This is a genomic window from Pseudomonas sp. (assembly GCF_040514055.1).
Taxonomy (GTDB): Bacteria; Pseudomonadota; Gammaproteobacteria; order Pseudomonadales; family Pseudomonadaceae; genus Aquipseudomonas.
Window position 1 is genome coordinate 93,197 of record NZ_JBEVDL010000034.1, and the last position, 23,621, is coordinate 116,817.

Annotated in this window: 19 protein-coding genes; 5 read left to right on the forward strand and 14 right to left on the reverse strand. The window is 66.2% G+C overall.

Annotated features, from left to right (window positions below; all coding sequences use genetic code 11):
- Window positions 1-37: 37 nt before the first annotated feature.
- The 9 genes from ABWY06_RS08595 to ABWY06_RS08635 all read right to left on the reverse strand — a co-directional run bounded on the left by ABWY06_RS08595 (window position 38) and on the right by ABWY06_RS08635 (window position 8,965).
- Window positions 38-649 (reverse strand): LysE family translocator, encoded by a 612-nt coding sequence (locus ABWY06_RS08595; RefSeq protein ID WP_353925152.1) that lies wholly within the window; start codon window positions 647-649, stop codon window positions 38-40.
- Between the two features lie 132 nt (window positions 650-781).
- The gene (locus ABWY06_RS08600; RefSeq protein ID WP_353925153.1) at window positions 782-1,144 is read right to left on the reverse strand and encodes a DUF6463 family protein; all 363 of its coding nucleotides are present in this window, start codon (window positions 1,142-1,144) and stop codon (window positions 782-784) included.
- 49 nt (window positions 1,145-1,193) lie between these two features.
- Window positions 1,194-1,547, reverse strand: coding sequence for a DUF1801 domain-containing protein (locus ABWY06_RS08605; RefSeq protein ID WP_353925154.1), 354 nt, complete (start codon window positions 1,545-1,547; stop codon window positions 1,194-1,196).
- 94 nt (window positions 1,548-1,641) lie between these two features.
- A complete protein-coding gene (trhA, locus tag ABWY06_RS08610) occupies window positions 1,642-2,259 on the reverse strand; it encodes a PAQR family membrane homeostasis protein TrhA (RefSeq protein WP_353925155.1) in 618 nt (205 codons plus the stop codon).
- A gap of 251 nt (window positions 2,260-2,510) precedes the next feature.
- A complete protein-coding gene (locus ABWY06_RS08615) occupies window positions 2,511-3,692 on the reverse strand; it encodes a CaiB/BaiF CoA transferase family protein (RefSeq protein ID WP_353925156.1) in 1,182 nt (393 codons plus the stop codon).
- Between the two features lie 45 nt (window positions 3,693-3,737).
- A complete protein-coding gene (locus ABWY06_RS08620; RefSeq protein ID WP_353925157.1) occupies window positions 3,738-5,375 on the reverse strand; it encodes an AMP-binding protein in 1,638 nt (545 codons plus the stop codon).
- Window positions 5,376-5,438: 63 nt separating this feature from the next.
- Window positions 5,439-6,266 (reverse strand): amidohydrolase family protein, encoded by an 828-nt coding sequence (locus tag ABWY06_RS08625; RefSeq protein WP_353925158.1) that lies wholly within the window; start codon window positions 6,264-6,266, stop codon window positions 5,439-5,441.
- A gap of 49 nt (window positions 6,267-6,315) precedes the next feature.
- On the reverse strand, window positions 6,316-7,455 hold the full coding sequence (locus tag ABWY06_RS08630) for an acyl-CoA dehydrogenase family protein (protein WP_353925159.1): 1,140 nt from the start codon (window positions 7,453-7,455) through the stop codon (window positions 6,316-6,318).
- Between the two features lie 217 nt (window positions 7,456-7,672).
- Window positions 7,673-8,965 (reverse strand): dicarboxylate/amino acid:cation symporter, encoded by a 1,293-nt coding sequence (locus ABWY06_RS08635; protein WP_353925160.1) that lies wholly within the window; start codon window positions 8,963-8,965, stop codon window positions 7,673-7,675.
- Between the two features lie 391 nt (window positions 8,966-9,356).
- On the opposite strand from ABWY06_RS08635, the gene ABWY06_RS08640 reads away from it, so the two are divergent.
- From ABWY06_RS08640 to fhuB, 5 genes are all read left to right on the forward strand, one after another.
- Window positions 9,357-10,355, forward strand: a complete 999-nt coding sequence (locus ABWY06_RS08640) for an AraC family transcriptional regulator (RefSeq protein ID WP_353925161.1) — start codon at window positions 9,357-9,359, stop codon at window positions 10,353-10,355.
- A 381-nt stretch (window positions 10,356-10,736) separates the two neighbouring features.
- Entirely contained in the window at window positions 10,737-11,441 is a 705-nt protein-coding gene (locus ABWY06_RS08645) for a 4'-phosphopantetheinyl transferase family protein (RefSeq protein WP_353925162.1), read from the forward strand.
- Window positions 11,442-11,533: 92 nt separating this feature from the next.
- The gene (locus tag ABWY06_RS08650; RefSeq protein ID WP_353925163.1) at window positions 11,534-12,295 is read left to right on the forward strand and encodes an ATP-binding cassette domain-containing protein; all 762 of its coding nucleotides are present in this window, start codon (window positions 11,534-11,536) and stop codon (window positions 12,293-12,295) included.
- Window positions 12,295-13,155: an ABC transporter substrate-binding protein gene (locus tag ABWY06_RS08655; RefSeq protein WP_353925164.1), complete on the forward strand. Its 861-nt coding sequence runs from the start codon at window positions 12,295-12,297 to the stop codon at window positions 13,153-13,155. Before ABWY06_RS08650 ends, ABWY06_RS08655 begins: the two co-directional genes overlap by 1 nt.
- A complete protein-coding gene (gene fhuB, locus ABWY06_RS08660; protein WP_353925165.1) occupies window positions 13,152-15,158 on the forward strand; it encodes a Fe(3+)-hydroxamate ABC transporter permease FhuB in 2,007 nt (668 codons plus the stop codon). The genes ABWY06_RS08655 and fhuB overlap by 4 nt, the downstream gene beginning before the upstream one ends.
- A 399-nt stretch (window positions 15,159-15,557) precedes the next feature.
- Here the strand turns inward: fhuB and fhuF are convergent, their stop codons facing one another.
- From fhuF to ABWY06_RS08685, 5 genes are all read right to left on the reverse strand, one after another.
- Window positions 15,558-16,304, reverse strand: coding sequence for a siderophore-iron reductase FhuF (gene fhuF / locus ABWY06_RS08665; protein ID WP_353925166.1), 747 nt, complete (start codon window positions 16,302-16,304; stop codon window positions 15,558-15,560).
- Window positions 16,305-16,362: 58 nt separating this feature from the next.
- Window positions 16,363-17,670: a lysine N(6)-hydroxylase/L-ornithine N(5)-oxygenase family protein gene (locus tag ABWY06_RS08670; protein ID WP_353925167.1), complete on the reverse strand. Its 1,308-nt coding sequence runs from the start codon at window positions 17,668-17,670 to the stop codon at window positions 16,363-16,365.
- Window positions 17,671-17,816: 146 nt separating this feature from the next.
- The gene (locus tag ABWY06_RS08675; RefSeq protein ID WP_353925168.1) at window positions 17,817-18,827 is read right to left on the reverse strand and encodes a GNAT family N-acetyltransferase; all 1,011 of its coding nucleotides are present in this window, start codon (window positions 18,825-18,827) and stop codon (window positions 17,817-17,819) included.
- Window positions 18,817-20,967: a TonB-dependent siderophore receptor gene (locus ABWY06_RS08680; protein ID WP_353925169.1), complete on the reverse strand. Its 2,151-nt coding sequence runs from the start codon at window positions 20,965-20,967 to the stop codon at window positions 18,817-18,819. Before ABWY06_RS08680 ends, ABWY06_RS08675 begins: the two co-directional genes overlap by 11 nt.
- Window positions 20,968-21,171: 204 nt before the next feature.
- Window positions 21,172-23,621 (reverse strand): condensation domain-containing protein (locus ABWY06_RS08685; RefSeq protein WP_353925170.1); only part of this gene is annotated, 2,450 nt, incomplete at its 5' end.

Sequence of the window (23,621 nt, forward strand, 5' to 3'; positions counted from 1 at the left end):
TGGACAGGGGTTCAGAAACGGATCGATCCGCCAGGAATCAGCGTTTGGCCGTCGCCAGCGCCGCGCCAAAACCGATAAAGGTCGCCCCGCCGAGGCGGTTGAGCAGCCGACCGCCACGCGGTGCGCTGAGCCAGCCTTTCGCCCGCTGGGCGAACAGCGCGTAGCCGCAATGGATCAGCACCACCAGCGCGCTGTAGGTCAGCACCAGGCTGGCGAACTGCACGGCGTAATCCCGACCCGGGTCGATAAACTGGGGAAACACCGAAAGAAAAAAGAAGATCGCCTTGGGGTTGGTCAGTTGCAGGGACAGGCCCTCGACGAAACGCCGGCCGAAGCGCGGACGGGCCGCCACGCCCGTGTCGAAGTGCAGCGGTGGCGCCCGCCACAGCTTCACCCCCAGGTAGATCAGATACGCCGCACCGATTAACTTGAGCACCGTAAAGGCCAAGGCCGAAGCGGCCAACAGCAACCCCAGGCTGGTCGCCGAGATGCCCGCGACGATCAACGCACCCACGGCAATGCCCAGGATACCGCTGACGGTGCCCTTGAACCCCGACTGCAAGGCGTTAGTCAGGGTCATCAGCACCCCGGGCCCCGGGCTGAAGACGGTGGCGGTGGCCACGGCGAGAAACAGCAGATATGGCGTCATAAGGCGTCCTGCCTCGAATTCATGTGGAAACAGCGCAGCGCGGTTTAGCGCCAGACTGGCATGCTCCTTGATACCACGCGGGCCGTTGCCTCGACCAGTCCCAGGCCGGAGCTGTTGGAGCAACCAGGGCGCTCAGGAAATCCAGCCGTAGCCGCCCGCGATAAAAACCGGGGCCAGCAGCAAGGCGCCCCAGAACGGTGACTTTGGCAGCGCCAGTACACTGACCAGGGAAATACCGAAGGTATAAAAGCCGATGATTTTGATCAGGCCGTAATCGGCATGACTGACCGCATACACCGCGATATGCCCACCCATGGCCAGCAGCGGGCCGAAAATGATGAACCAAAACGCCAACCGCCGCGCCTCGATGCCCATGAACTGACCGATAAAACCCTGGGCCAACGCCTCCTTGACCGGTGTCTTGAACCAGACCACGCCATACAGCACATGCAGGATCCCGAGCGCGAACAAACACCAGGCCGCCGTCATCAACATAAGTCGCTCCTTATTTTATATTTATGAGATTTTTCAGCCGCCAGGACCTTTAGCCTGCGGCGGCGAACGCCTGAGCGAGATACGCCACCACCCGGCACCGTTCGATATCCTCGGCGCTCCTCAGTTTCAGGTGGCGACGGCCCTTGCCCTGCCCTTCGAGCAGCCCATGCGAGTCGGCCAGGGCCGCGCCCTGACTGAACTCCAGGGACACATGCCCGCCGTAACTGAAAATGCCGCATAACGGTAGGGGCCGCGAATACACCAGGCCGCCGTATTTGACCTGTTCCTCGACCTCGGGGCCCAGGGCCAGCACTCGCGCCCGCACCTGCAGTACCCAGGCATGACGATCCGGGTCGATCAAGTGCAGGTCGGCAAGCCAGGTTTCGATAGGGGCAGCGAGCACGCAGGTACTCCTCACGAGGCAAACGCCGATCCTCGCATGTTGGTACGACAGCCACCACCGCCAGGTCGGGCATGTGCACCAGGGCCGGTGGACACTAGAGCACGTAGTAACGCACCGCGACAAAGTGCAGGGCGCTGCCGGCCATGACAAACAGGTGCCAGATACCGTGCCAATGGCGGAAGCGGCTGTCATAGGCGAAGAAAATGATGCCGACCGTGTAAAACACCCCGCCGCCGGCCAGCCAGGCGAAACCAGTGGTGCCCAGGCCGGCGATCAACGGCTGGACCGCCACCAGCACTATCCAGCCCATCACCGCGTAGATCACGATGGACAGCACCCGCGCTTCCGAGCGCGGCTTGATTTCCTGCAGCATGCCCAGCACTGCCAATCCCCACACCGTGCCGAACAGCGACCAACCCCAGGGCCCGCGCAAGGTCACCAGGCAGAACGGGGTGTAGCTGCCGGCGATCAACAGGTAGATCGACAGGTGGTCGAGTTTCTGCATCAGCCGCTTGGACGGCCCGCGGGCGCAGTGATAGAGGGTCGAGATGCTATACAGCAGGACCAGGGTAAAGCCATAGAGGGCGACGCTGACGATCTTCCAGGGATCGCCGTCCTGCCCTGCCAGGACCAGCAGCCAGAGCGCACCCAGACAGGCCAGAACCGCACCGACCAGGTGGGTCCAGGCATTGAATTTTTCACCCGAATACATGCGTTGTCCCAGACAGATGAAATAGCCCCTGGCTTATGCCTGAAAACCCTGGACTTGGCGAGCCATGCGAGGCGGGAAATTTTGCTCCCGGTGGACGCAGCCTCAGGCCGCTTTTGCAGACCCGGGCTCGGGTACGGCGCCTGCGGCCGCGGCCGCCCTGCGCTCATTCGACCGGGCGGAAAATACCTAAAGCCTGTGGACACTGGCCACACGCACCGCGTTGCCGCAAAAATGGCCCCAGGCCCTGGCCTTTAGGCCACCACCTTGTCGGCCCGCAGCTGGGCGATCTGCTCGGCGGCATAACCCAGTTCGCGCAGCACCTCCTCGGTGTGCGCCCCCAGCGCGGCGCCGATATGCCGGGGGGCGGGCAAGCCGGCGGAAAACTTGATCGGACAGGCGATCTGCGCCTGTGGCGGATGATCGCCACGGGGCACCTGGGTGACCAGGCCACGGGCCTGCAGCTGCGGGTGCTCGACCGCTTCGGCCAAGCTCAGCATCGGCTCGACGCAGGCATCCAGCGCGGCGAAACGCTCGCGCCAGTCGGCGAAATCGCGTTTCTCGAACTCCAGCTGAATCTGCGCCTTAAGCGCCTGCTGATCCTCGGGGCGCTGCGACAAGCCGCGGGACGCCAGCTCAGGGCGCTCGATGGCGGCGCACAGCAGTTGCATAAAGGCCGGTTCCAGGCTGCCCACGGCGAACCAGCGGCCGTCGCGGCTGCGGTAGTAGTCGTAGAAACTGCCGCCATTGAGCGCCTGGTTTTCCAACTCCGGCTCGACGCCGGCCGCCAGGTAGCCCGCCCCGGCCAAGCCGTGCAAGCCAAAGGCGCAGTCGGTCATGCTGATATCGACCTGTTGGCCGAGGCCGGTCGCCTGACGTTGGATCACCGCCGCCAGCAAGCCGATCACCCCGTGCAGCGAACCTCCGGCGATGTCGGCCGCCTGGATCCCCAGCGGCAAGGGACCGCTGTCGCGCCGCCCGGTGTAACTGGCGATACCGGACAACGCCAGGTAATTGATGTCGTGGCCGGCGCGGTCCTTGTAGGGGCCGGTTTGGCCATAGCCGGTGATCGAGACGTAGATCAAACGCGGGTTGATCGCGCTGAGCGCGGCGTACCCCACCCCCAGCTTGTCCATCACCCCGGGGCGGAACTGCTCCAGGACGATGTCGTACTCGCTTACCAGTTGCTTGACCACCGCCACCGCGGCCGCCTGCTTGAGGTCCAGCGCCATGCCGCGTTTGTTGCGGTTCAGGTAGGCGTGGCTGGCGGAGACACCACCGTCGTGGGGCGGCAGCACCCGCACCAGGTCCATCCGGCTGGGCGACTCCACCCGCAGCACCTCGGCGCCCATGTCGGCCAACAACAGGGAGGCGAAAGGCCCTGGCAGCAGGGTGGAAAAATCGAGGATTTTCAGCGTGGACAACGGGCCGTTCATGGCAGCTCCTGGGATCGTAAAAGGGTCATCGGGCCCGGCGCGCGCTTACTGCCAATGCAAGGCTGGCTCGGCATCGAGCCTGGCCACCTGGTCGGCGAAGCGCGCTTCCAGCACCGCGCGGCGGATCTTCATGGTCGGTGTCATGCAGCCGTTATCCACCGTCCAGGGCTCGCGTACCAGCACGAAATGGCTAAGACGTTCGTGGGGCAGCAGCTGCTCGTTGAGCCGCCGCAGGCTGGCCTCCAGCGCCGCCGTGACCTGCTCGCGGGCCAAGGCCCGGGCCGCCGGGCTGAGCTCGATCAGGGCCAGGGGCTGGTCCAGGCCGCTGCCCATCAGGCACACCTGTTCGACCATCAGGTTCTGCGCGATCGCCCCTTCGATGGGACCGGGCGCGACGTACTTGCCCTTGCTGGTCTTGAAGATGTCCTTTAGCCGGCCGGTGATGCGCAGGTAGCCCTCGGCGTCGACCTCACCCTTGTCGCCGGTGTGCAGCCAGCCGTCGCGCAAGGTTTTCGCGGTCTTTTCCGGGTCCAGGTAATAACCCAGCATCAGCGCCGGGCTGCGAAAGAGGATCTCGCCGTCTTCGGCGATGCGCAGCTCGTTGTCCGGCATGCTTCTGCCGACCGAGCCGAAGCGCACCTGACCGGGACGGTTGAAGGTGCCGTAGGCGAAGTGTTCGGTCATGCCATAACCCTCGCACAGGGTCAGGCCGATGCGCCGGTACCAGTCGAGCAGGGCCGGGGCGATGGCCGCCGCACCGCTGACCAGCACCCGGGCGCGGTCCAGGCCGAGCCCCTGTCGGATCTTCCAGGCCAGCAACCGGCCCAGCAGCGGCACTCGCAACAGCCGCTGCAGCCGTGCCTGGGGCAGCCGCTCCAGCACCCCCAGCTGGAAGCGCGTCCACAGGCGCGGCACGGAAAAAAACACCGTCGGCCGCACATGCCGCAGGTCGCGGGCGAAACTCTCCAGGGACTCGACGAAGGCCACCCGCCCACCGCTATAGAGGCTGTTCATCTGCACCAGAAAACGCTCGGCGGCATGGGACAGCGGCAAATAGGAGAAAAACCGGTCGCGCTCGTCGAGGCGCATTTCGGCCACCGAGCGGCTGGCGGCGAACGCGAAGGCACGCGGGCTGAGCATCACGCCCTTGGGCTGGCCGGTGGTGCCCGAGGTGTAGAGGATGCTGGCCAGTTCGTCTGGCCGCTGCCAGTGCCCCGCGGCCAACGGCGGGTAATGGCTCAACAGCTCGTTCCAGTGATGCTGCGCGGCCAGGGTCGGATAAGGCAGGGCGATGCGGATGACTTCGGCCGGAATGCCGGCGGCCAGTTTGTCCGGCTCGTCCAGCTTGCCGAGGAAGATCGCCTTGCACTGGGCGTGACGCAGCACGTAGTCGATGCTCTCGGGCGCCTGCAAGGGGTAAAGGGGTACGCTGACCAGCCCGGCGAGCATGATCGCCAGGTCGGCGATAAACCATTCGGCGCAGTTCTTCGCCAGCAGCGCCACCCGCTCCCCCGGCTGGCAGCCCAACCCACGCAGCGCACTGGCCATGCGCCGCGCCTGCTCGTCGACCTGGCACCAGGTCAGGTCGTGCCACTGCCCGTCCACCGGCTGGCTTAGCCATACCACCTGCGGGCGTTGGGCGACCCAGTGGGCCAGGCGCTGCAGCGGCAACTGCTCGCTCATCCTTTTTTCCCTTTTCTTATTATTGTCCGGGGGCCTTGCACCCAACCGCCAGCGACACGCCTTTTACAGTTTGAACACCCGCCGGGCATTGCCGTGCAGGAACTTGTCGCGCACCGCCTCCGACAGACCCAGCTCATCGACCTGCGCCATGCAACGGCTCAGGGACAATTGCGGGAAGTTGCTGCCGAACAGCACCTTGTCCTGGCCGTAGCTGCCCATGAACTGCAGCAGCTGCGGCGGGTAGTAGCGCGGCAGATAGGCCGAGGTGTCGATATGGATATTGTCGTGTTTCCAGGCCAGGCCGATCATCTCGTCGGTCCAGGGATGGCCGATATGTCCGGCGACGATACGCAGCTCCGGGAAATCCAGCGCCACCTCGTCCAGGTAGGGCACCGGCCGGCCGGTCTCGGACGGCATCAGCGGCCCGGTATGCCCGACCTGGGTACAGAACGGGATATCCAGCTCGATGCATTTCACGTAAAGGGGGTAATACCAGCGGTGGTTGGGTGGCAGCTGCCATAACCAGGGCACGATGCGCAGGGCCTTGCAGCCCAGCTCGGTGACCGCCCGCTCCAGCTCGCGCACCGCCGCCAGCGGCTTGCTCAGGTCGACCGTGGCCACCCCGACGAAGCGCTCGGGAAAGGCCCGGGTAAAGACCGCGATCTCGTCGTTGCTGCAGACCCAGCGACCAGGCCGGCACCAGGCCGACAACAACAAGGTAGCCACGCCGGCCTGGTCCATCTCGGCCACCGTCTCTTCGGGGGTCAGGCGGCGATCGAGCAGCTCGGCCGAACCGGACTTCTCGAACAGCCGCACCACCTCGGGCATGCTTTCACGGTAGGCACCAGCGGGCTGGGCCCAGGCATCGATGGCCAGGTTAACGGGGTTCATGGTCTCTCCTTTTGCTCAATCCGCTGACCCGGGACAGGGCCCACGCGGGTTACAGCTTCATGCCGCGGCTGATGATCTCTTTCATGATTTCCGAGGTACCGGCGAAGATGCGCTGGATACGCGCGTTCGCGTACATCTTGCAGATCGGGTACTCCCACATGTAGCCCCAGCCGCCGTGCAGTTGCACACCCTCATCCACCACCTTGCCCAGCAGTTCGGTGGTGAACAGCTTGGCCTCGGCGGCGACCTCGGGGGTGAGTTTTTTCTGGTTGTGGTCCATCACGCAGCGGTCGACAAAGACCTGGGCGACGTCCACCTGGGTGCGCATCTCCGCCAGCTTGAAGCGGGTGTTCTGGAAGTGCGAAATCGGCCGGTCGAAGGCCTTGCGCTCCTTGACGTAATCGATGGTGACCTGCAACGCCGCCTCGGCCCCGCCGACCGCGCCGCAGGCATTGGTCAGGCGCTCCTGGGCCAGCATGTTCATCAGGTAGAAGAACCCGCCCTTGGCATCGCCCAGCAGGTTTTCCTTGGGCACCTTCACCTGGTTGAAAAACAGCTCGGCGGTGTCCTGGCTCTTCATCCCGAGTTTTTTCAGCGGCGTGCCGCGCTCGAAGCCGGGCATGCCGCGCTCCACCAGGAACAGCCCCATGGCGTGCTTGTTGGCCGGGTCGGTCTTGGCCGCGACTATCACCAGGTCGGCCAGCAGGCCATTGGAGATAAACACCTTGGAGCCGTTGAGTTCGTAGTGATCGCCCTTGTCCACCGCCGTGGTGCGCATGCCCGCCAGGTCCGAACCGGCGCTCGGCTCGGTCATGGCCACCGCCAGGATGCACTCGCCGCGGATAATGCCCGGCATAAAGCGGGCTTTCTGCTCGGCGTTGCCGTACTCGGCGATATAGGGCCCGCACAACGCCGAATGCAACGGCAGCATAAAGCCAGCCTCGTTGATCGCGGCCAACTCCTCGCACATGATCTGCTCGTAGCGGAAATCCTTCAGCCCGCTGCCGCCGTACTCTTCCTCGGCCCAGGGCAGCAGAAAGCCCATTTCGCCGGCCTTGCGCCAGACCTCGCGGCTGACCACGCCGGCCTCCTCCCAGGCGTCCTGGTGCGGCACCACCTCCTTTTTCAGGAAGCTGCGAAAGGACTCGCGAAACATCTGGTGCTCGGTGTCGAAATGGATGCGTTGCATGGGGGCCACTCGCGGCAGTTGACTCGTCCTGCAGGGTAGGCCCCCAGTCGCCCTGCCCTCAATGACCCAAGCGCTCAGCCGCGATTGACCCTTTCGGCCACGCCGCGGGCCAAAAAAAGCCCGCATCGAGGCGGGCTGCAGGAGCCCCCGCCCTTGTGGAGTGGGGGTAAGGGAAATCACGGCAACGGCGGCCAGCAGGCGCGCCGCGCCGGTTCGCTCAAGACAGTGCGGTGACGGGTTTGAGGTCCGCTTGCGGGGTGCCGTTCAGCTCACGCTGCAGGCAGTCCTCGTCCAGCTGCTTGCACCACTTGGCGACGACTATGGTGGCCACGCCATTGCCGATCAGGTTGGTCAGGGCACGGGCCTCGGACATAAAACGGTCGATGCCGAGGATCAACGCCAGGCCCGCCACCGGCAGATGGCCGACCGCCGAGAGGGTCGCGGCCAGCACGATAAAACCGCTGCCGGTCACTCCGGCGGCGCCTTTCGAGGCGATCAGCAGCACCGCCAGCAGGGTCAGCTGATGGGACAGGTCCATATGGGTATTGGTGGCCTGGGCGATAAACACCGCGGCCATGGTCAGGTAGATCGAGGTGCCGTCCAGGTTGAACGAGTAACCGGTGGGAATCACCAGACCGACGACCGACTTCTGCGCGCCCAGTTTTTCCATCTTGGCCAGCATGCGTGGCAAGGCCGACTCGGACGACGAGGTGCCCAGCACGATCATCAGCTCCTCGCGGATGTACTTGATAAAACGCAGGATGCTGAAGCCATGGGCCCGGGCGATACCCCCCAGCACCACCAGGATAAAGAACACGCAGGTGATATAGAAACACAGCATCAGTTGGCCGAGCTGGACCAGCGAGCCAACGCCGTACTGACCGATGGTGAAGGCTATGGCACCAAACGCACCGATCGGCGCCAGCTTCATGATCACGCCAATGATGTTGAACATCACGTGGGCGATGCGATCGATAAATTCCAGCACCGGACGACCGTAGTCGCCCATGCGATGCAGGGCGTAGCCGAACAGCAAGGAGAAGAACAGCACCTGCAGGATATCGCCGTTGGCGAAGGCACCGACCACCGTGCCCGGGATGATATTGAGCAGGAAGGCCACGGTGCTCTGCTGGGCGCCGGCCTGGGTGTAGGCCGCGATGCCCTTGGTGTCCAGGGTAGTGGGGTCGATGTTCATGCCCACGCCCGGCTCGACCACATTGACCACGATCAGGCCGATGATCAGCGCGATGGTCGACACGATCTCGAAATACAACAGCGCGTAGCCGCCGGTCTTGCCCACCGACTTCATGCTCTGCATGCCGGCGATGCCGCTGACCACGGTACAGAAGATGATCGGGGCGATGACCATCTTGATCAATTTGACGAAACCGTCGCCCAGGGGTTTGAGCGCTACACCGGTTTCCGGATAGAAGTGGCCGAGGGCGATACCGATGGCGATGGCCACCAGCACCTGGACATACAAACTCTTGTAGAAGGGAGTACGGGTCATGACAGGAATCCTCAGGGGTGCTGCACCGCACCAACCTCGGTGTGTGCGTCACTGCTTATGCCCTCCTGCTCCGAAGGGCTTTCTTGTGCCCCGGCCACAGCCTGGGGTAACAGCCCTATCGCAAAGCCCGTGCCATTTTTTTTATTCTTTTTTTATGTTTAAAAACAATAAGTTATAAAATACAAAGAGACCTGCAAGGGAGATTGATGGCGGCTTTCCGCCCGCTCGCTGGCGGGATTCCCACCAACCACCCCATGTCCTCCGAACGGTGCGTGGCATCACGCCACGCCTCCCAGGCAGGCCCTGCCAGAGGTTCTATTCGCGCGCCTGGGACTTGTTCCTGCCGCCCGTGGCGGCCTACCATCCGGGCAGTTTTCCGACGAGCCCCGCCATGCGCGAACGCACCATCGCCAGCCATTTTGTCCGTGCCGCCCTGCGCGGTGCCGAACGCCAGGGCCACGACTGCAGCGCCCTGCTGCGCCAGGTGGCGATCCAGCCCGCACTCCTGGAGGAACCGCGCGCGCGCATCGCCCCCGAGCAGTTCACCCGGCTGCTGCAAGGCTTGTGGGAGGCCCTGGACGACGAGTACATGGGGCTGGGCGAGCAGCCGAGCAAGCGCGGCACCTTCGCCATGATGTGCCATGCCATCATCCATTGCCGCACCCTGGACAAGGCCCTGAACCGCGGCGCGCTGTTCTATGGCCTGTTTCCGGCGTCACCAGGTATCCAGTTGCAGCGCGAAGGCGACTGGGCACGGCTGACGGTCGACGGTGCGGCGCTACGGGACCCGGAACATTTCCTGGTGGAGAGCCTGCTGGTGATCTGGCACCGCCTGGGCAGCTGGTTGATCGGTCAACGCATCCGCCTGGAGGAAGCCACCTTCACCTACGTCGAACCGCCCCACGTCGGCGAGTATGACCTGCTCTTCCCCTGTTCCCGGCGGTTTGCCGCCGGGCGCACCAGCCTGCTGTTCCACGCGCGTTACCTGGACATGCCGCTGCTGCAGGACGAACGTACGCTCAAGCATTTTCTTGAGCATTCGCCGGCCGACCTGTTGGCCCGTCCCGACGGGGGCGACAGTCTGAGCAGCCAGATCCGCCGCCTGCTGGGGCGCACCTGCAGCGACTGGCCGGACCTGGACGCGGTCGCCCAGCACTTGCACATCAGCCCGCAGACCCTGCGCCGGCACCTGCGCGAGGAGGGTTCGAGCTTCCAGGAGCTCAAGGACCACCTGCGCCGGGACCTGGCGATCTACCACCTGGGGCGCGCCGACCTGTCGATCCAGGACATCGCCGAACAGCTGGGATTTTCCGAGCCCTCGGCCTTTCATCGCGCCTTCAAGAAATGGACCGGGCTGACCCCGGGCGCCTACCGCGCCCAGGAAAATTAGCCCGGTACAAAGCTGGTGTATTAGAGGGACAAACCACCGCACCGCCGGCCCCATAGGGCGGCCTCGGCGCGCCGTCCAGCGTCAGCCCGCCGCGGCGAATCGCCGCCCGCAGTGCGCGCAACAGGATAAAACGCAAAAAAAAAACGGGAGCCCAAACGGGCTCCCGTACTCAATCTCAGAGAAAAGGTCGACACCTGCGAAGACGTCGACAGTAACCTCACCTGCGTTCCCGAAGAAACACAGCCTGCAGTCTGCGCGGAACCTGTTCGCACTTCCGTTGAGCCTTTGTAGGCTATTTGCAACGAAGTGTAACCGGGCGAACCACCCGATGAGCGTACCCTCGACTCGCCGCCGCCCCTCCTGATCGGGCAGAATGCGGCGATGAACCTGCCTCCCCTGCCTGCCTGCTGCACCCCGCTGGACGATCGCTGGCCCCTGCCCTTCCCCGTGCCGGGCGCGCGACTGTTGCGCACGCGCTTTGATCCGGCGCTGTGGCAACCCGAGGATTTCCCTCGCCAGGGCATCGCCCCGGCCCGTGGCGTGGCCAAGCGCCAAAGCGAATTTCTCGCCGGACGCATCTGCGCCCGGGCGGCGCTGCTGCAGCTGACCGGCCACGCCAGTGTCCCGGCGGTCGGCGACGATGGCGCGCCGCAGTGGCCGCCCGGCCTGGTCGGTTCGATCACCCACGGCGCCGGTTGGGCCGCCGCGGTGGTCGCCCCCGCGAGCGGCTGCCAGGGCCTCGGCCTGGACCTGGAGCAACTGCTGAGCGCCGAACGCGCCGAGCGCCTGGCTGAGCAGATCCTGACTGCCAATGAGCTGCAGCGCCTGCAGCAGCTCCCCCAGGAACAACGCGCCCTGTTGGTGACCCTGACCTTTTCCCTCAAGGAGAGCCTGTTCAAGGCACTCTACCCGCTGGTGCGGACCCGCTTCTATTTCGAACATGCCGAGCTGCTGGAATGGTCAACGGACGGCCGGGCGCGCCTGCGCCTGCTGATCGACCTGAGCACCGACTGGCATCAGGGCCGCGCGCTCGAGGGGCAATTCAGCCAGGACGACGATCGCCTGCTGAGCCTGGTAGCCGTCTAATTAATTGATAACCATTAGCATTTTGATTTAAGGTTTCCCTCTTTTCGATACATCTGTCTCACTCCGGTCCGCCCGGAGTTGCCGGAGCCTTTATGTTCGAGTTGGAAGCCGTCAGTTTCAGCCTGCCCGATCGTCCGCTGCTACAGCCCTTGAGCTTGCAGATCCTACCCGGGCAGATGGTCGGCCTGATCGGCCATAACGGCTCGGGCAAATCCACCCTGCTCAAGTTGCTGGCCCGCCAGCAACCCCCTTCCTCCGGGCGGCTAAGCCTGGACGGCAGGCCCCTGTCCCAGTGGCAGGAGCGTGCCTTCGCCCGCCAGGTGGCCTACCTGCCGCAGCAGCTGCCGGCCGCCGAAAACCTCACAGTCCGCGAGCTGGTCGAATTCGGCCGCTACCCCTGGCACGGCCTGCTCGGGCGCTTCAGTGCCGAGGACCACGCCCAGGTGCAGCGTGCGCTGGAGCTGACCGATAGCCTGCGGTTCGCCGAACGTCAGGCCGACAGCCTGTCCGGCGGCGAACGCCAGCGCGTCTGGCTGGCCCTGCTGCTGGCGCAGAACAGCCGTTACCTGCTGCTCGACGAGCCGACGTCGGCGCTGGATATCGCCCACCAGGAAGAGGTGCTGGCCCTGGTCCGCCAGCTGTCCCAGAGCCTGGGCCTGGGCGTGGTGGTGGTGCTGCACGACGTCAACCTGGCCAGCCGCTACTGTGACCGCCTGATTGCCCTGCACAGCGGCCGCCTGCTGGTGCAAGGCAGCCCCGCCGAGCTGATGCGCAGCGACACCCTGCAGGCCATCTATGGCATCCCGATGACGGTGCTGCGGCACCGCGACCGTTCGATCGCGGTGGTGCACTGATGCGCTGGCTGTTCGGGTTGCTGGCGGCCGTCGCCCTCGCCTGCCAGGCCGCCGCGCCAGTAACGCCGCCGCGCATCGCGGTGATCGACTGGGGCCTGACCGAAACCCTGCTCGGCCTCGGCGTGACACCGGTGGCCGTGGCGCAGACCGAGGGCTACCGGCGCTGGGTCGGTGCCCCGGCGCTGCCGGCGCAGGTCATCGACCTGGGCATGCGCGTGGAGCCCAATCTGGAACTGCTCAGCCGCCTGACACCGGACCTGATCCTGATCACCCCGCAGTTCGCCGCCAGTCGCGCCCAACTGGAGCGCATCGCGCCGGTCAAGGTGCTGGCCATCTACACCCCGGAGGCCGAAGCCTATGTTGGCGCCCAGCGGGTCACCCGCGAGCTGGCCAGCCTGCTGCACCGCGAGGCGGCGGGCGAAGCGCTGATCGCCCGGGTCGAGGCGCGCCTGGCCGAGGTGCGTGGCCGCCTGGCCAGCCGCACGCAGCCGCCCTTCTACGTGGCGACCTTTCTCGATCAGCGTCACGTGCGGCTGTTCGGTAAACACAGCATTTATCAGGGGGTGCTCGATCGAGTCGGCCTGCAGAACGCCTGGCAGGGACCCACCAACTACTGGGGCTTTAGCCAACAAGGTATCGAGCGCCTGGCGGAACGCCCGGAGGCGGCCCTGCTCTACCTCGAACCCTTGCCCCCCGGTACCTCCCAGGGCCTGGCCGCCAGCGCCCTGTGGCAACGCCTGCCGCTGGTGCGCCAGGGCCGAGTAACGGCCTTGCCGCCGGTGTGGAGTTTCAACGGCCTGCTGGCCGCCGAGCGCTTCGCCGGCTTGCTGGAACAGCACCTGGCCGGGGCGGCCTTATGAGCAGCTCCAGCAGCACTGTTTCCTGGCCCACCCACGGCTGGGGCTTCGCCCGCCATCCGGCCTGGCTCTGCGGCCTGCTGCTGGCGATCGCCCTGGCCTTGGCCCTGAGCGACCTGGCCAACCGCCTGCCGGCGTCGCTCTGGTTACAGGCCCTGTGGGCCCCCGATGAAGCGGACATGCGCCAGTTGATCCTGCACTTCAGCTGGTTGCCGCGCCTGGTGATGGCCGGCCTGTGCGGCGCCACCCTGGCGCTGGCCGGCACCCTGATGCAACAGGTGCTGCGCAACCCGCTCGCCTCGCCGACCACCCTGGGCATGGCCAGCGGCGCGCAGCTGGCGCTGCTGATGGCCACGCTCTGGGCCCCGGGCCTGCTGCTGGGCCGCGAATGGGTGGCCCTGGCCGGCGGCGGCGCCGCGACTTTGCTGGTGTTCGCCCTGGCCTGGCGCCGCGGGCTGGCGCCGTTGACGCTGATCCTCGCCGGGCTGGTGGTCAGCCTGTACCTCAGCGCCCTGAGCACCAGCCTGATGCTGATCCAGCAGGAGGACCTCAACGCGCTGTTTATCTTCGGCTCCGGCTCGCTCAGCCAGAACGGCTGGCAGGGGGTGAGTTTTCTGCTGCCGCGCCTGGCCATCGGCCTGCTGCTGGTGCTGCCGTTGCTGCGACCGCTGGCCTTGCTGGAACTGGACGACAGCGGCGCCCGCAGCCTCGGCGTGCCGCTGCGCGCCTTGCGGGTGGCCAGCCTGGCGCTGGCGGTGTTCCTCAGCGCCTGCGTGGTCAGCACGGTCGGGGTCATCGGCTTTATCGGGCTGGCGGCCCCGGCGCTGGTGCGCCTGCTCGGCGCCCGCCGTCTGGGTGAGCGGCTGATCTGGGCACCGCTGCTGGGCGCGGTGCTGCTCTGGGTCACCGACCTGGGCGTACAGCGCCTGGCCGGCAGCCTGGCCGAACTGGTACCCACCGGCGCCGCCACCGCCCTGCTCGGCGCGCCATTGCTGCTCTGGTTGCTGCCGCGGCTGAAACTGGCCGGCGGCCAACCCCAGGCCAGCAGCGTTGCCAGCGCCGTGACCGCGTCGGCGCCACGCCGGCTGGCCGGGCTGTTGTTGCTGCTCGGCCTGGCGCTGTTGCTGGCCCTGGCGGTCGGTCAGGGGCCCCAGGGCTGGGACTGGCAGCTCGGCCAAGGGCGGCTGCTGGACTGGCGGACGCCGCGGGTGGTCGCGGCCGCCGCGGCCGGCCTGATGCTGGCCGTGGCCGGCACCCTGCTGCAGCGACTGACCGGTAACCCCATGGCCAGCCCGGAAGTGCTGGGCATCAGCACCGGTGCCGCGCTGGGGCTGATCGCCGTGCTCTTTTTGCTACCCGGGTCGGGCCTGCCGATGCAGCTGCTGCTGGGCGCCGCGGGCGCCTCCCTGGTATTGCTGCTGGTGTTGGGCATGAGCGGCAGGAGCGGCTTCGCCCCGGAGCGGGTGTTGCTGATCGGCATCGCGCTTGGCTCTTTTTTCGACGCCTTGCAGATCATCGTCCTGGCCGGGGGCGATCCGCGCGGGCAGAACCTGCTGAGCTGGATGTCCGGCTCGACCTATTTCGTCGGCCCGCAGACGGCCGCTTGGGTGCTGGGCTGCGCCGCGCTGCTGCTGCTCGCCACCTTGCCCATGGCCCGCTGGCTGGAGTTGTTGCCCCTGGGCGAGGCGCCCGCGCGGGCACTCGGCTTGCCGATTGGCCGCAGCCGCCTGGTGCTGCTGCTGTTGGCCGCGCTGCTGACCGCCGGTGCGACCCTGGTGATCGGCCCGCTGAGTTTTATCGGCCTGCTGGCACCGCACCTGGCGCGCCTGCTCGGCCTTAACCGGGCCCTGGCGCAGCTACTGGGCGCTGGCCTGCTGGGCGCGCTGGTGATGGTGCTGGCCGACTGGTTGGGCCGTAACCTGCTGTTTCCCGCACAACTGCCCGCCGGCCTGCTCGCCTCCCTGGTCGGCGGCGCCTATTTTATGCTGTGCCTGGGACGACGCTAGCCCGTTGGGCGCCTGGACATTGCGCCCTTGGCTGAGAATACGAGCCCTGTCCGCACAGCCTTTTTCGTCATTCCCGCGAAGGCGGGAATCCAGTAACGCGCGAGCCTTGATAGCAGGCACGGCTCGACGCCTGCTCACCTGATCTTCGTGGGCGCGACTGAATCACCAGGGCTGGATACCCGCCGGCGCGGGTATGACGACGTCGGTGAATGAAGCTGTGCGCCTGGGCAGAAACACAGCTGGTCGTCAGGGCATTGGCTGGCATCGGCACCCTGGATGCAGACCTGGATCAGATGCGTTCACCGTCATTCCCGCGAAGGCGGGAATCCAGGTGCGATAAGGTCTCTGGACACCTGCAGCGGCCTCGGCGCGCCGTCCGCGCCAGCCCGCCGCAGTCTTTTAATCCAGCACCGCTTCAGTGGCTGGCGGGCTGTCCAGGTGGGGGCAGTTGTCGCACATCTCCATGGCCAGCTGGTTGCGGATGCAACAGGTGCGCCGTTGCCGCCAGGGGTCGCAGCCGGGGCCCTGGTCGATATAACGGATCGGCTGGTACAGCGGATTGCGCGTGCCGTCCGGACGCTGCGCCTGCTGCAGCACGGCCCAGCCGTCGGCCAGCATGGCCGCGGGAAACGGCAACTTGCCGAGGGTCGACATAAACCACTCGAAGTAGTTGCCGGCATTGCTCCAGAGCACCCGCGGAGCCACCTTCTGGTAGGCGTTCAGGGCCTGGATAAACGGCTTGAGGTTACCCTCCAGCAATTCGGCGAAGCGCTCAAAGGGCGCCTGCGGCTTGGGTTGCCAGGGGCTCCCAGCATGGGGCAGTTTAAAGGCCTCGGGCAGGCCATCGGCCCCCACCACCACCTCGATCTCGTCGAAGGCCAACGGCAGGCGCCAGTTGCAAATCAGGCTGGCCGCCACCACGGGCGGGATCAGGCGCAGGAAATAGTACTTGGACCACAGCGACAGCAGCGCCCGGCGATCACCCGCCAGGTGCTCCGAGCCGAACCGCGCCAGCCACTCCTCAAGCCGGGCGGGCTCGACGAAGGCCCGGGCCGGCAGCGACTGCCGGGGGTCGTCGGGCAAGGCCAGGACGTCGCGATAATGGGCGAAGCCGCCCTGGAACAAGGGCGCCAGGGCAGCAATCATGGCCGCGGACCCCAGGGACGAGCGCCCCCGGATGTCACGGTCGCCGACGCGGCAACCCTTAAGCGCATGCCGCCGCCTGTTGCGGTCGTCGTCGGTTCAGCAACAGCGCATCGACCACTTCTTGGGACCGCACCGCCAGCACCGAGAGCAAGGTATCGCTCAGGCCGTGGCTGGCTTCGCAGCACCCCTGCAGGAAGATGTTCGGCTGGAAATGCGCCAGCGTCGGCTGCCGGTAGCTGCGCTCCACCTCGGCATCGGCGAAGTACTGGCTGACCCCTTCGAGCAGGTCCTTGTGTCCGTCGCGGCGATAACCGGTGGCCAGGACCACCGCGTCGAAGCCCCGCACATCCGGGCCGCCACCCTCGTCGCCGGCGCTCAGGGTCAGCTGGATGCCTTCGGGCTGCGCCTGGACGCCGAGGATCTGCCGGTTGTTCAGCAACTGATGCTGCACCTTGCCGGTCACCTGCTGCAGGTACAGCCGCTCGTACACCCGCTCGATCAGGTCCAGGTCGACCACCGAGTAGTTGGTATGGGCATGGGAACGGATCAGCGCCTGACGCACCGCGTGCGGCTGCTGGTAGATCACGTCGGTGTAGGACGGGTTGAAGATCTCGTTGACGAAGGGGCTGTCGTCCGCCGGCCGCAGGGCCTGGCCGCGCATCACCAGGGACACTTCCGAGTTCGGGAAACGCCCGGCCAGGTCATTGAAGATCTCCGCCGCGCTCTGCCCGGAGCCGATCACCGCCAGGCGGTGCCGGCCGTCACGCTGGGCGCACAGGTCATCGATGCGTGCCTGGTAGGTCGAAGAGTGGATCACCCGCGGATCGCGTGCCGGGCGAAACACCTCGGGCACGCTGGGCAAGCCACCGATGCTGACCACCAGGTTCCGGGTGATGCGCGTACGGGTACGGCCATCGGCGCTGCGTGACAGCACCCGCAGGCGACGCACCTCACCCTGTTCTTCCAGCGCTTCGACGCCTATCACTTCTTCGCCGTAATGCACACGCTCGGCGAAATGCCCGGCGGCCCAGCCCAGGTAGTCGTTGTATTCGAGCCGGGTCGGGTAGAAGGTGCCGATATTGCTGAAGGATTCCAGCCGGCGCTTCTGGTGCAGGTAATTGATAAAGGTGAAGGCACTGGCCGGGTTGCGCAGGGTGGCCAGGTCCTTGATAAAGGACACCTGCATGCGGCTGTCCTCCAGCAACATGCCACCGTGCCATTCGAAGGCCGGTTTTTTCTCCAGGAAACAGTAACGCAGGCCGCTTTCGCTGACCCGTGCATCTTCTTCCAGGGCCACCGCGATGGCCAGGTTGGCCGGGCCGAAGCCCAGACCTATTACATCGTATTCCAACGTTTCTATGCTCATGTCAGGCACCGACTTCCTCGTCTGTGGCTTGCTCAATCAGGGGGTGCGACTGCACCGCCCTCGCCCAACCTCATCAGCTTGCTGGCCGCATGCCACGGCTCGTATTGTTGTGCCGCAGGCCGCGAGGCCTGCTGGTGAAATAGCCATCAAGCCAGGGGACAGCGCTCGAAAAAGGCTTCGCGACGCAGCGCCATCAGGGCCGCGCGCTTGTGCGGAAAATCGAATTCCTTCTCCTTGAAAAACCCCAGGCTTTGCAGGTAGCCGATCATCTTCAGGTTGTCGGCCCGCGGCTCCAGCACCAGGGTCTGGGTCCGCGGTTCGTCCAGAAACAGGTAGTGCACCAGGGCCCCCAGCCAGGCGGCGACCTTGTGCGGGCCCCGGTGATGCTCTTCGCCCACCAGCAGGTGGATGCCACGGTCGTAGTCCCCGGCCGCGTAGAACGGCGCGATACGGTCCTCCTTGGCCCAGTAGGCTTCGAAATAGGCGAAGGGCTCATCGTCCAGGCAACCGATCAGGGTCAGTACCCGCGGGTCGGCGGCCAGGCTCTCCAGGTACCGGCGGTGCTGAGCCAGGTCGCCCTGCTCCTGCCAGAAATGCGCTACCCGCGGTTGGTTCTGCCAGCGACTGAAACGTTCCAGGTCCTGCTCCACCTCCAGGCAGCGCAACGACACCCAGGCCCCCAGGCGCGCATCGAAACGCCGATAGACCTCGCCCCTGGGCTTGGGTGGCCGGCGCGGATGGCGCCGACCCGACGCGTGCATGACCTGGGTTTGCGGATAGCCGGCGCTGCCGGGAACGCGCAAGCATGCCCCTGACAGTTGCCAGAAGGCGCCCCGCTCGATGCGCAGGCCCTGGCCGTCGTCGACCAGCAGGCCGCTGGCCAGCACGGCCGCCGGCACCTGGCCGAGGCTCAGCTGCACCTGCAGGCGTGTCGGCTCGCTGGCGAAGCACCAATAGGCCAGGGCCTCCAGTTGCGCCCCGGCCTGTTCGCCCACTAGGTCCAGCGGTTCGAAGACCCGCGCCGCGCCCAGGCCCTGCACGGCGACCCGCAGCAGCGGCTGGTCGTCCAGGCGCAAGGCCAGCTCGCCGGCCGCCTCGGTGGCGCTCAGGCGTTGGCCACCCGGCAGTGGCAGTTCCGTCAGCGGCTTACCAGGCATAACTGGCACTCGCCACCACGTTGCGGCGGTTGCCGTACCAACAGTAGTAATCGCAGGCCGTCACGTATTCCTTGTCGGCCAGGTTGTTGGCATTGAGCTGCAGGCGAACATTGTCCCAGTCATAACTGACCACTGCGTCGAACACCGTATAGGACGGCACTTCCAGGGTCTCGGTGTTATCGCCGTAAGTCTCGCCGGTGTAACGCGCGCCGGCGCCGAAACCGACACCGTCGAGGGTGCCGCCCTTGACGGTGTAGTGGGCCCAGATCGAGGCCATTTCATCGGCGATATTCGCCGGGGTCTTGCCCTTTTCCGCCGCGCGGGTGGTCTTGGTGGTTTCCGGATCCATGCGGGTGTAGCTGGCAATCAGACTCAGGCTTTCGGTGACATTGGCCTGGGCTTCCAGCTCGAGGCCGCGGCTACGCACTTCACCCAACTGGGTGGGCACGCCAGCGAGGGTCTTGCGCACGTTTTCCTGGGTCAACTCGAACAGCGCGGCGTTGAAGGAGCCGTCGAAACCTGGTGGCTGGTATTTCAGGCCCAGTTCCTTCTGGTTGCCGGTTTCCGGCTCGAAGGGGTCGTTGGTCACGCTGTTGATATCGGTGACCGGCAGAAAGAACTCCGAGTAGCTGACATAGGGCGTCAGGCCGTTGTCGAAGACGTAGGCCAGGCCGCTGCTCCAGGTGAAGTCCTCGTCGCGCACGTTCTGCTTGACCGCGGTGGTCTGGTTGTCGAAATCGGTGCGGGACTTGTCGTAACGCCCGCCGAGCAGGAATACCCACTGATCATCCAGCTTCAGCTGCTCCTGGGCATAGAAGCCGATCTGGTCGGCCCGGGTGCTCTTGTCTTCCAGCGGGAAACTGCCGATGGCGCCGCCGTAGACCGGCTGGTAGATGTCCAGTACCGGAACGATCGGCGCGGTCGGATAACCCCTGGGGCTGCGGTCATCGATCTTCAGCTGCTGATAGTCGACGCCCAGCAACAGCGTGCTTTGCAGGCGATCGGTGTTCCAGTAGCCCAGCAGGCGGTTGTCCACCGAGAAATTGTCGGCGTTGCCATCGTTGTAGGTCAGGCCGCGGTTGATCTGCCGCTCGTTGACGTTGCCGTAGAAAAACAGCTGGCGCAGCTCCAGGTCCATATGGCCATAGCGCAGGTTTTGCTGGAAATCCCAGTTGTCGTTGAGCCGATGGTTCAACTCGTAGCCCAGGGTGTATTGGGTGCGGTCGAATTTTTCGTAACCGGGGTCGCCCACCGCGGTGTCGGTGTCGATATCGCCATTGGGGTTGCCGACTATGGTGCCGCTGGACGGCAGGAACTGCAGTTGCGGGTCGGAGTTGTCCTTCTGGAAACTCGAGAGCAGGGTCAGCGAGGTGTTTTCGTTGAAATTGATGGTCATCGAGGGGGCCAACAACAGGCGCTCGGCGTCCACGTCATCGACCTGGCTGCCGGTGTCACGGCTCAGGGCGGTAACCCGATAGAGCAGCGCGCCCTGCTCGTCCAGCGGGCCGCCGACATCCAGGTTGAGCTGCTTGCGATTGAAGCTGCCGTACTGCACGCCGATTTCGCCGAAGGCTTTTTCGGTCGGCCGCTTGCTCTGCAGGTTGATTACGCCACCGGGTGGCGACTGCCCGTACAGCACCGACGCGGCACCCTTAAGCACCTCGATGCGTTCGAGCATATAAGGGTCGATCTGCCAGCTGTAGAAGGCGCTGGAATAGATGCGCGAGCCGTCGAGGAACAGGCCGTTGTTGGCCTGCTTGAAGCCGCGGATGATAAACCAGTCCTGTTTGTTGTCTTCGCCGTAGAAACCGGCCTGCACCCCAGGGGTGTATTTCAGCGCGTCGCTGATGGTCAGGACGTTGCGGTCGTCCATCTGCTCTTGGGTGACCACCGAGACCGAGCGCGGGGTTTCCGCCAGGGGGGTGTTGATCTTGCTGGCGCTGCGGCTGTTCTTGGCCACATAGCCGACATCCTCGCCCACCGGGCTGTCCAGCTCGCCGGTGACGCTGACGCTGTCCAGCTCCAGGGTCGATGGCTCCTCGGCATGGGCCGTCATGCCCAGCAGCGCCAGGGTCAAGGCCAATGGCAAAGGCCCGCGAGCGAACGGCACCATCGAGCGATACTTCAACCTGTTCCCCATGCCGCATTCCCCAGTCACTAAATTGAGCAGATAATCAGAAAGATTCGTATTAAGTATAAGGATCCTTAAAAGACGCGCCGCCCGCAAGAAAATTCGTCGATTTCAATGCAATTGATGGCGGTTTCTGCCGTCACTCCAGGTGCCTCCAACACTCGTCAATGGCGCCGGTCCCACCCTGGGGGCGGTGGCCGGCGCAGCCGTCGGTCAGCGGGCGCCGAGGTGCGCCAAGTGCCGGTCGACCGCCTCCAGCAGGGCCGGTGCGCGAACGATACCCAGGTGGTCGGCCGCCACCTCCTGCTCGCTGGCCGCAGGCATGCCCAGCGCCTGCTCCAGGGCGCCAGACAATTGCGCGGCCCGGCCGGGAGGCTGGCTGGCCCACCAGCAATGCGCCCGCACCCGCACCCGTGGCAGTCGATAGCCGGCACAGAGGTAACGCATATGCTGCTCCACGGCCCAGGCGAACAGCAGCTCCTCCAGGCTCTGGCGGGTGATGGCGTCCAGCGGCTGCTGGCCCAGCCAGGTGCTGCAGACCGCCGGCCAATCCAGCGGCGGCAGCGCGCTGAAGGTCTCCAGCAACGCCGTCCAGTGCGCCTCGGGCAGCTCCGGCGCCAGCAGGCCCAGATGCTCGATCAGGCGCGCACGGGCGCTTGGATGGCGCCAGTCATCGGCGGCGATTTCACTGCCGGGCACATAACAGTCCACCAGGCCGAGAAAGGCCACCTCCTGCCCGCGCGCCTCCAGGCGCGCCGCCAGTTCCAGCGCTAGGCTGCCGCCCAGGGACCAGCCCAGCAGGTGATAGGGCCCCTCGGGTTGTTCGGCCAGCAGGGCCGCCAGGTAGGCGTCGGCCATCGAGGCGAACGAGGCGTCGCGCCACTGCGGGTCGATGAAACTGCGGCATTGCAGGCCCAGCACCGGGCGTCGGCCATCGAGGCGCGCGGCCAGCGGCTGGTAACCGGTGGCCCGGCCGGTCACCGGATGCGGGCAGAACAGCGGCGCGGCGGCCGCCGGCTGGCGCGACAGGCGCTGCAGCGGCGACGGCCCCTGGGCCCCGGCGGCGGCCAGTTCCAGCAAGGCCAGCAGTTCCCGACGGTAGGCCGCGGCCAGGCCCTGCACGGTGCTCTCGTGGTACTGGCTGCTGGCGTATTCCCAGCTCAGCGCCAGCTCGCCGTCGAAGACCTGGCCATTGACCGTCAGCAGGCTGCCCAGCGGGTTGTCCGGGGCCTGCTGGGCCCCGCCGCCCTGCAGCGGACGGAACCAGCTAACCGCCTGATCGGCCACATACTGGCCCAGGTAATTGAAGGTCACCTGGGCCTGGGGCAGCGCCGCCAGCGCGGCCCGGGCAGCGTCGGAGCCGAGCCAGCGCAGCACGCCATACCCCACTCCGCCCTGCTCGACCTGCTGCAGCGTCTGCTGCACTCCGGTCAGGCACTGGCGCAGGTCCTCGACCTGGCGCAGCCGTACCGGGTAGAGGCTGGTGAACCAGCCCAGGGTGCGGCTGGGGTCCAGGGCGCTTTCCAGCGGCTCGCGGCCGTGGCCTTCGAGATTCAGCTGCAGGCCCGACTGGCCGCTCCAGGCACACAGCGCGCGCACCAGGGCCGTCAGCAGCAGGTCGTTGATGCGCACCCCCAGCGCCGCCGGCGCCTGGGTCAACAGGCGCTGGGTCAGGCCCTTGTCGAACGCCAGGCGTACGTCGCGACGCTCGCCAAAGGTGGCGCTGGCGGCCGGTAGGTCCTGGGGCAAGGGCAAGGCCGGCCCGGACAGGCGCGAACACCAGGCATCCAATTCGCGGTCCGCCACCGGGCTGCCCGCCCAGCGTTGCAGGTGTTCGGCCCAGGCCTTGAACGCGCTGGTCTTGGCCGGCAGCTGCACGGCCTGGCCAGCCAGGCATTGCTCGTAGGCGCGCGGCAGGTCTTCCAGCAGGATGCGCCAGGACACCCCGTCCATCGCCAGGTGGTGCACCGTCAGCAGCAGGCGATCGGCCTGCCCGGCTTGGCGCAGGTAGAGCGCGCGCAACAGCGGACCCTCGGCCAGGTCCAGACTGCGCTGGGCTTGCTCGCAAAACGCCAGGGCCTGCGCGTCGTCCTCGGCCTCGCGGTTCCAAAGCAGCACCTGGGTGGCTTGCACCGGTGCATGGTGCTGCCGCCACTGACCCTGTTCGACGACAAAGCGCAGGCGCAGTGCGTCGTGGTGATAGACCAGGGCCTGCAACGCCCGCTCCAGCGGTTCTGCCTCGAGTGGGCGCTGCAGTTCCAGCCACAGCGACTGGTTCCAGTGCGCCGGCTGAGCCTGCTGCATCGCGAAGAAATGCGCCTGGATCGGCGTCAGCGGCAGCGCGCCGCTGACCGGCCCCTGCTCGTCCTGGCTCGCCCCGGCACGCCGGGCCACCGCCGCCAGATCGGCCAGCCGTTGCTGTTGGAACAGGTCCCGCGGCGCCAGTGCCAGGCCTTGTTGGCGGGCGCGGCTGACCACTTGCAGGGCGACGATGGAATCACCGCCCAGCTCGAAGAAATGGTCCGTGCGTCCGACCTGGGCCACGCCCAGCACCTGCTGCCAGATGCCCGCCAGGATCCGCTCGTTGTCCGTCTCCGGCGCCGCATACACCTGCCCCTGCCACACCGGCTCCGGCAACGCCGCCCGGTCCAGCTTGCGCGCCG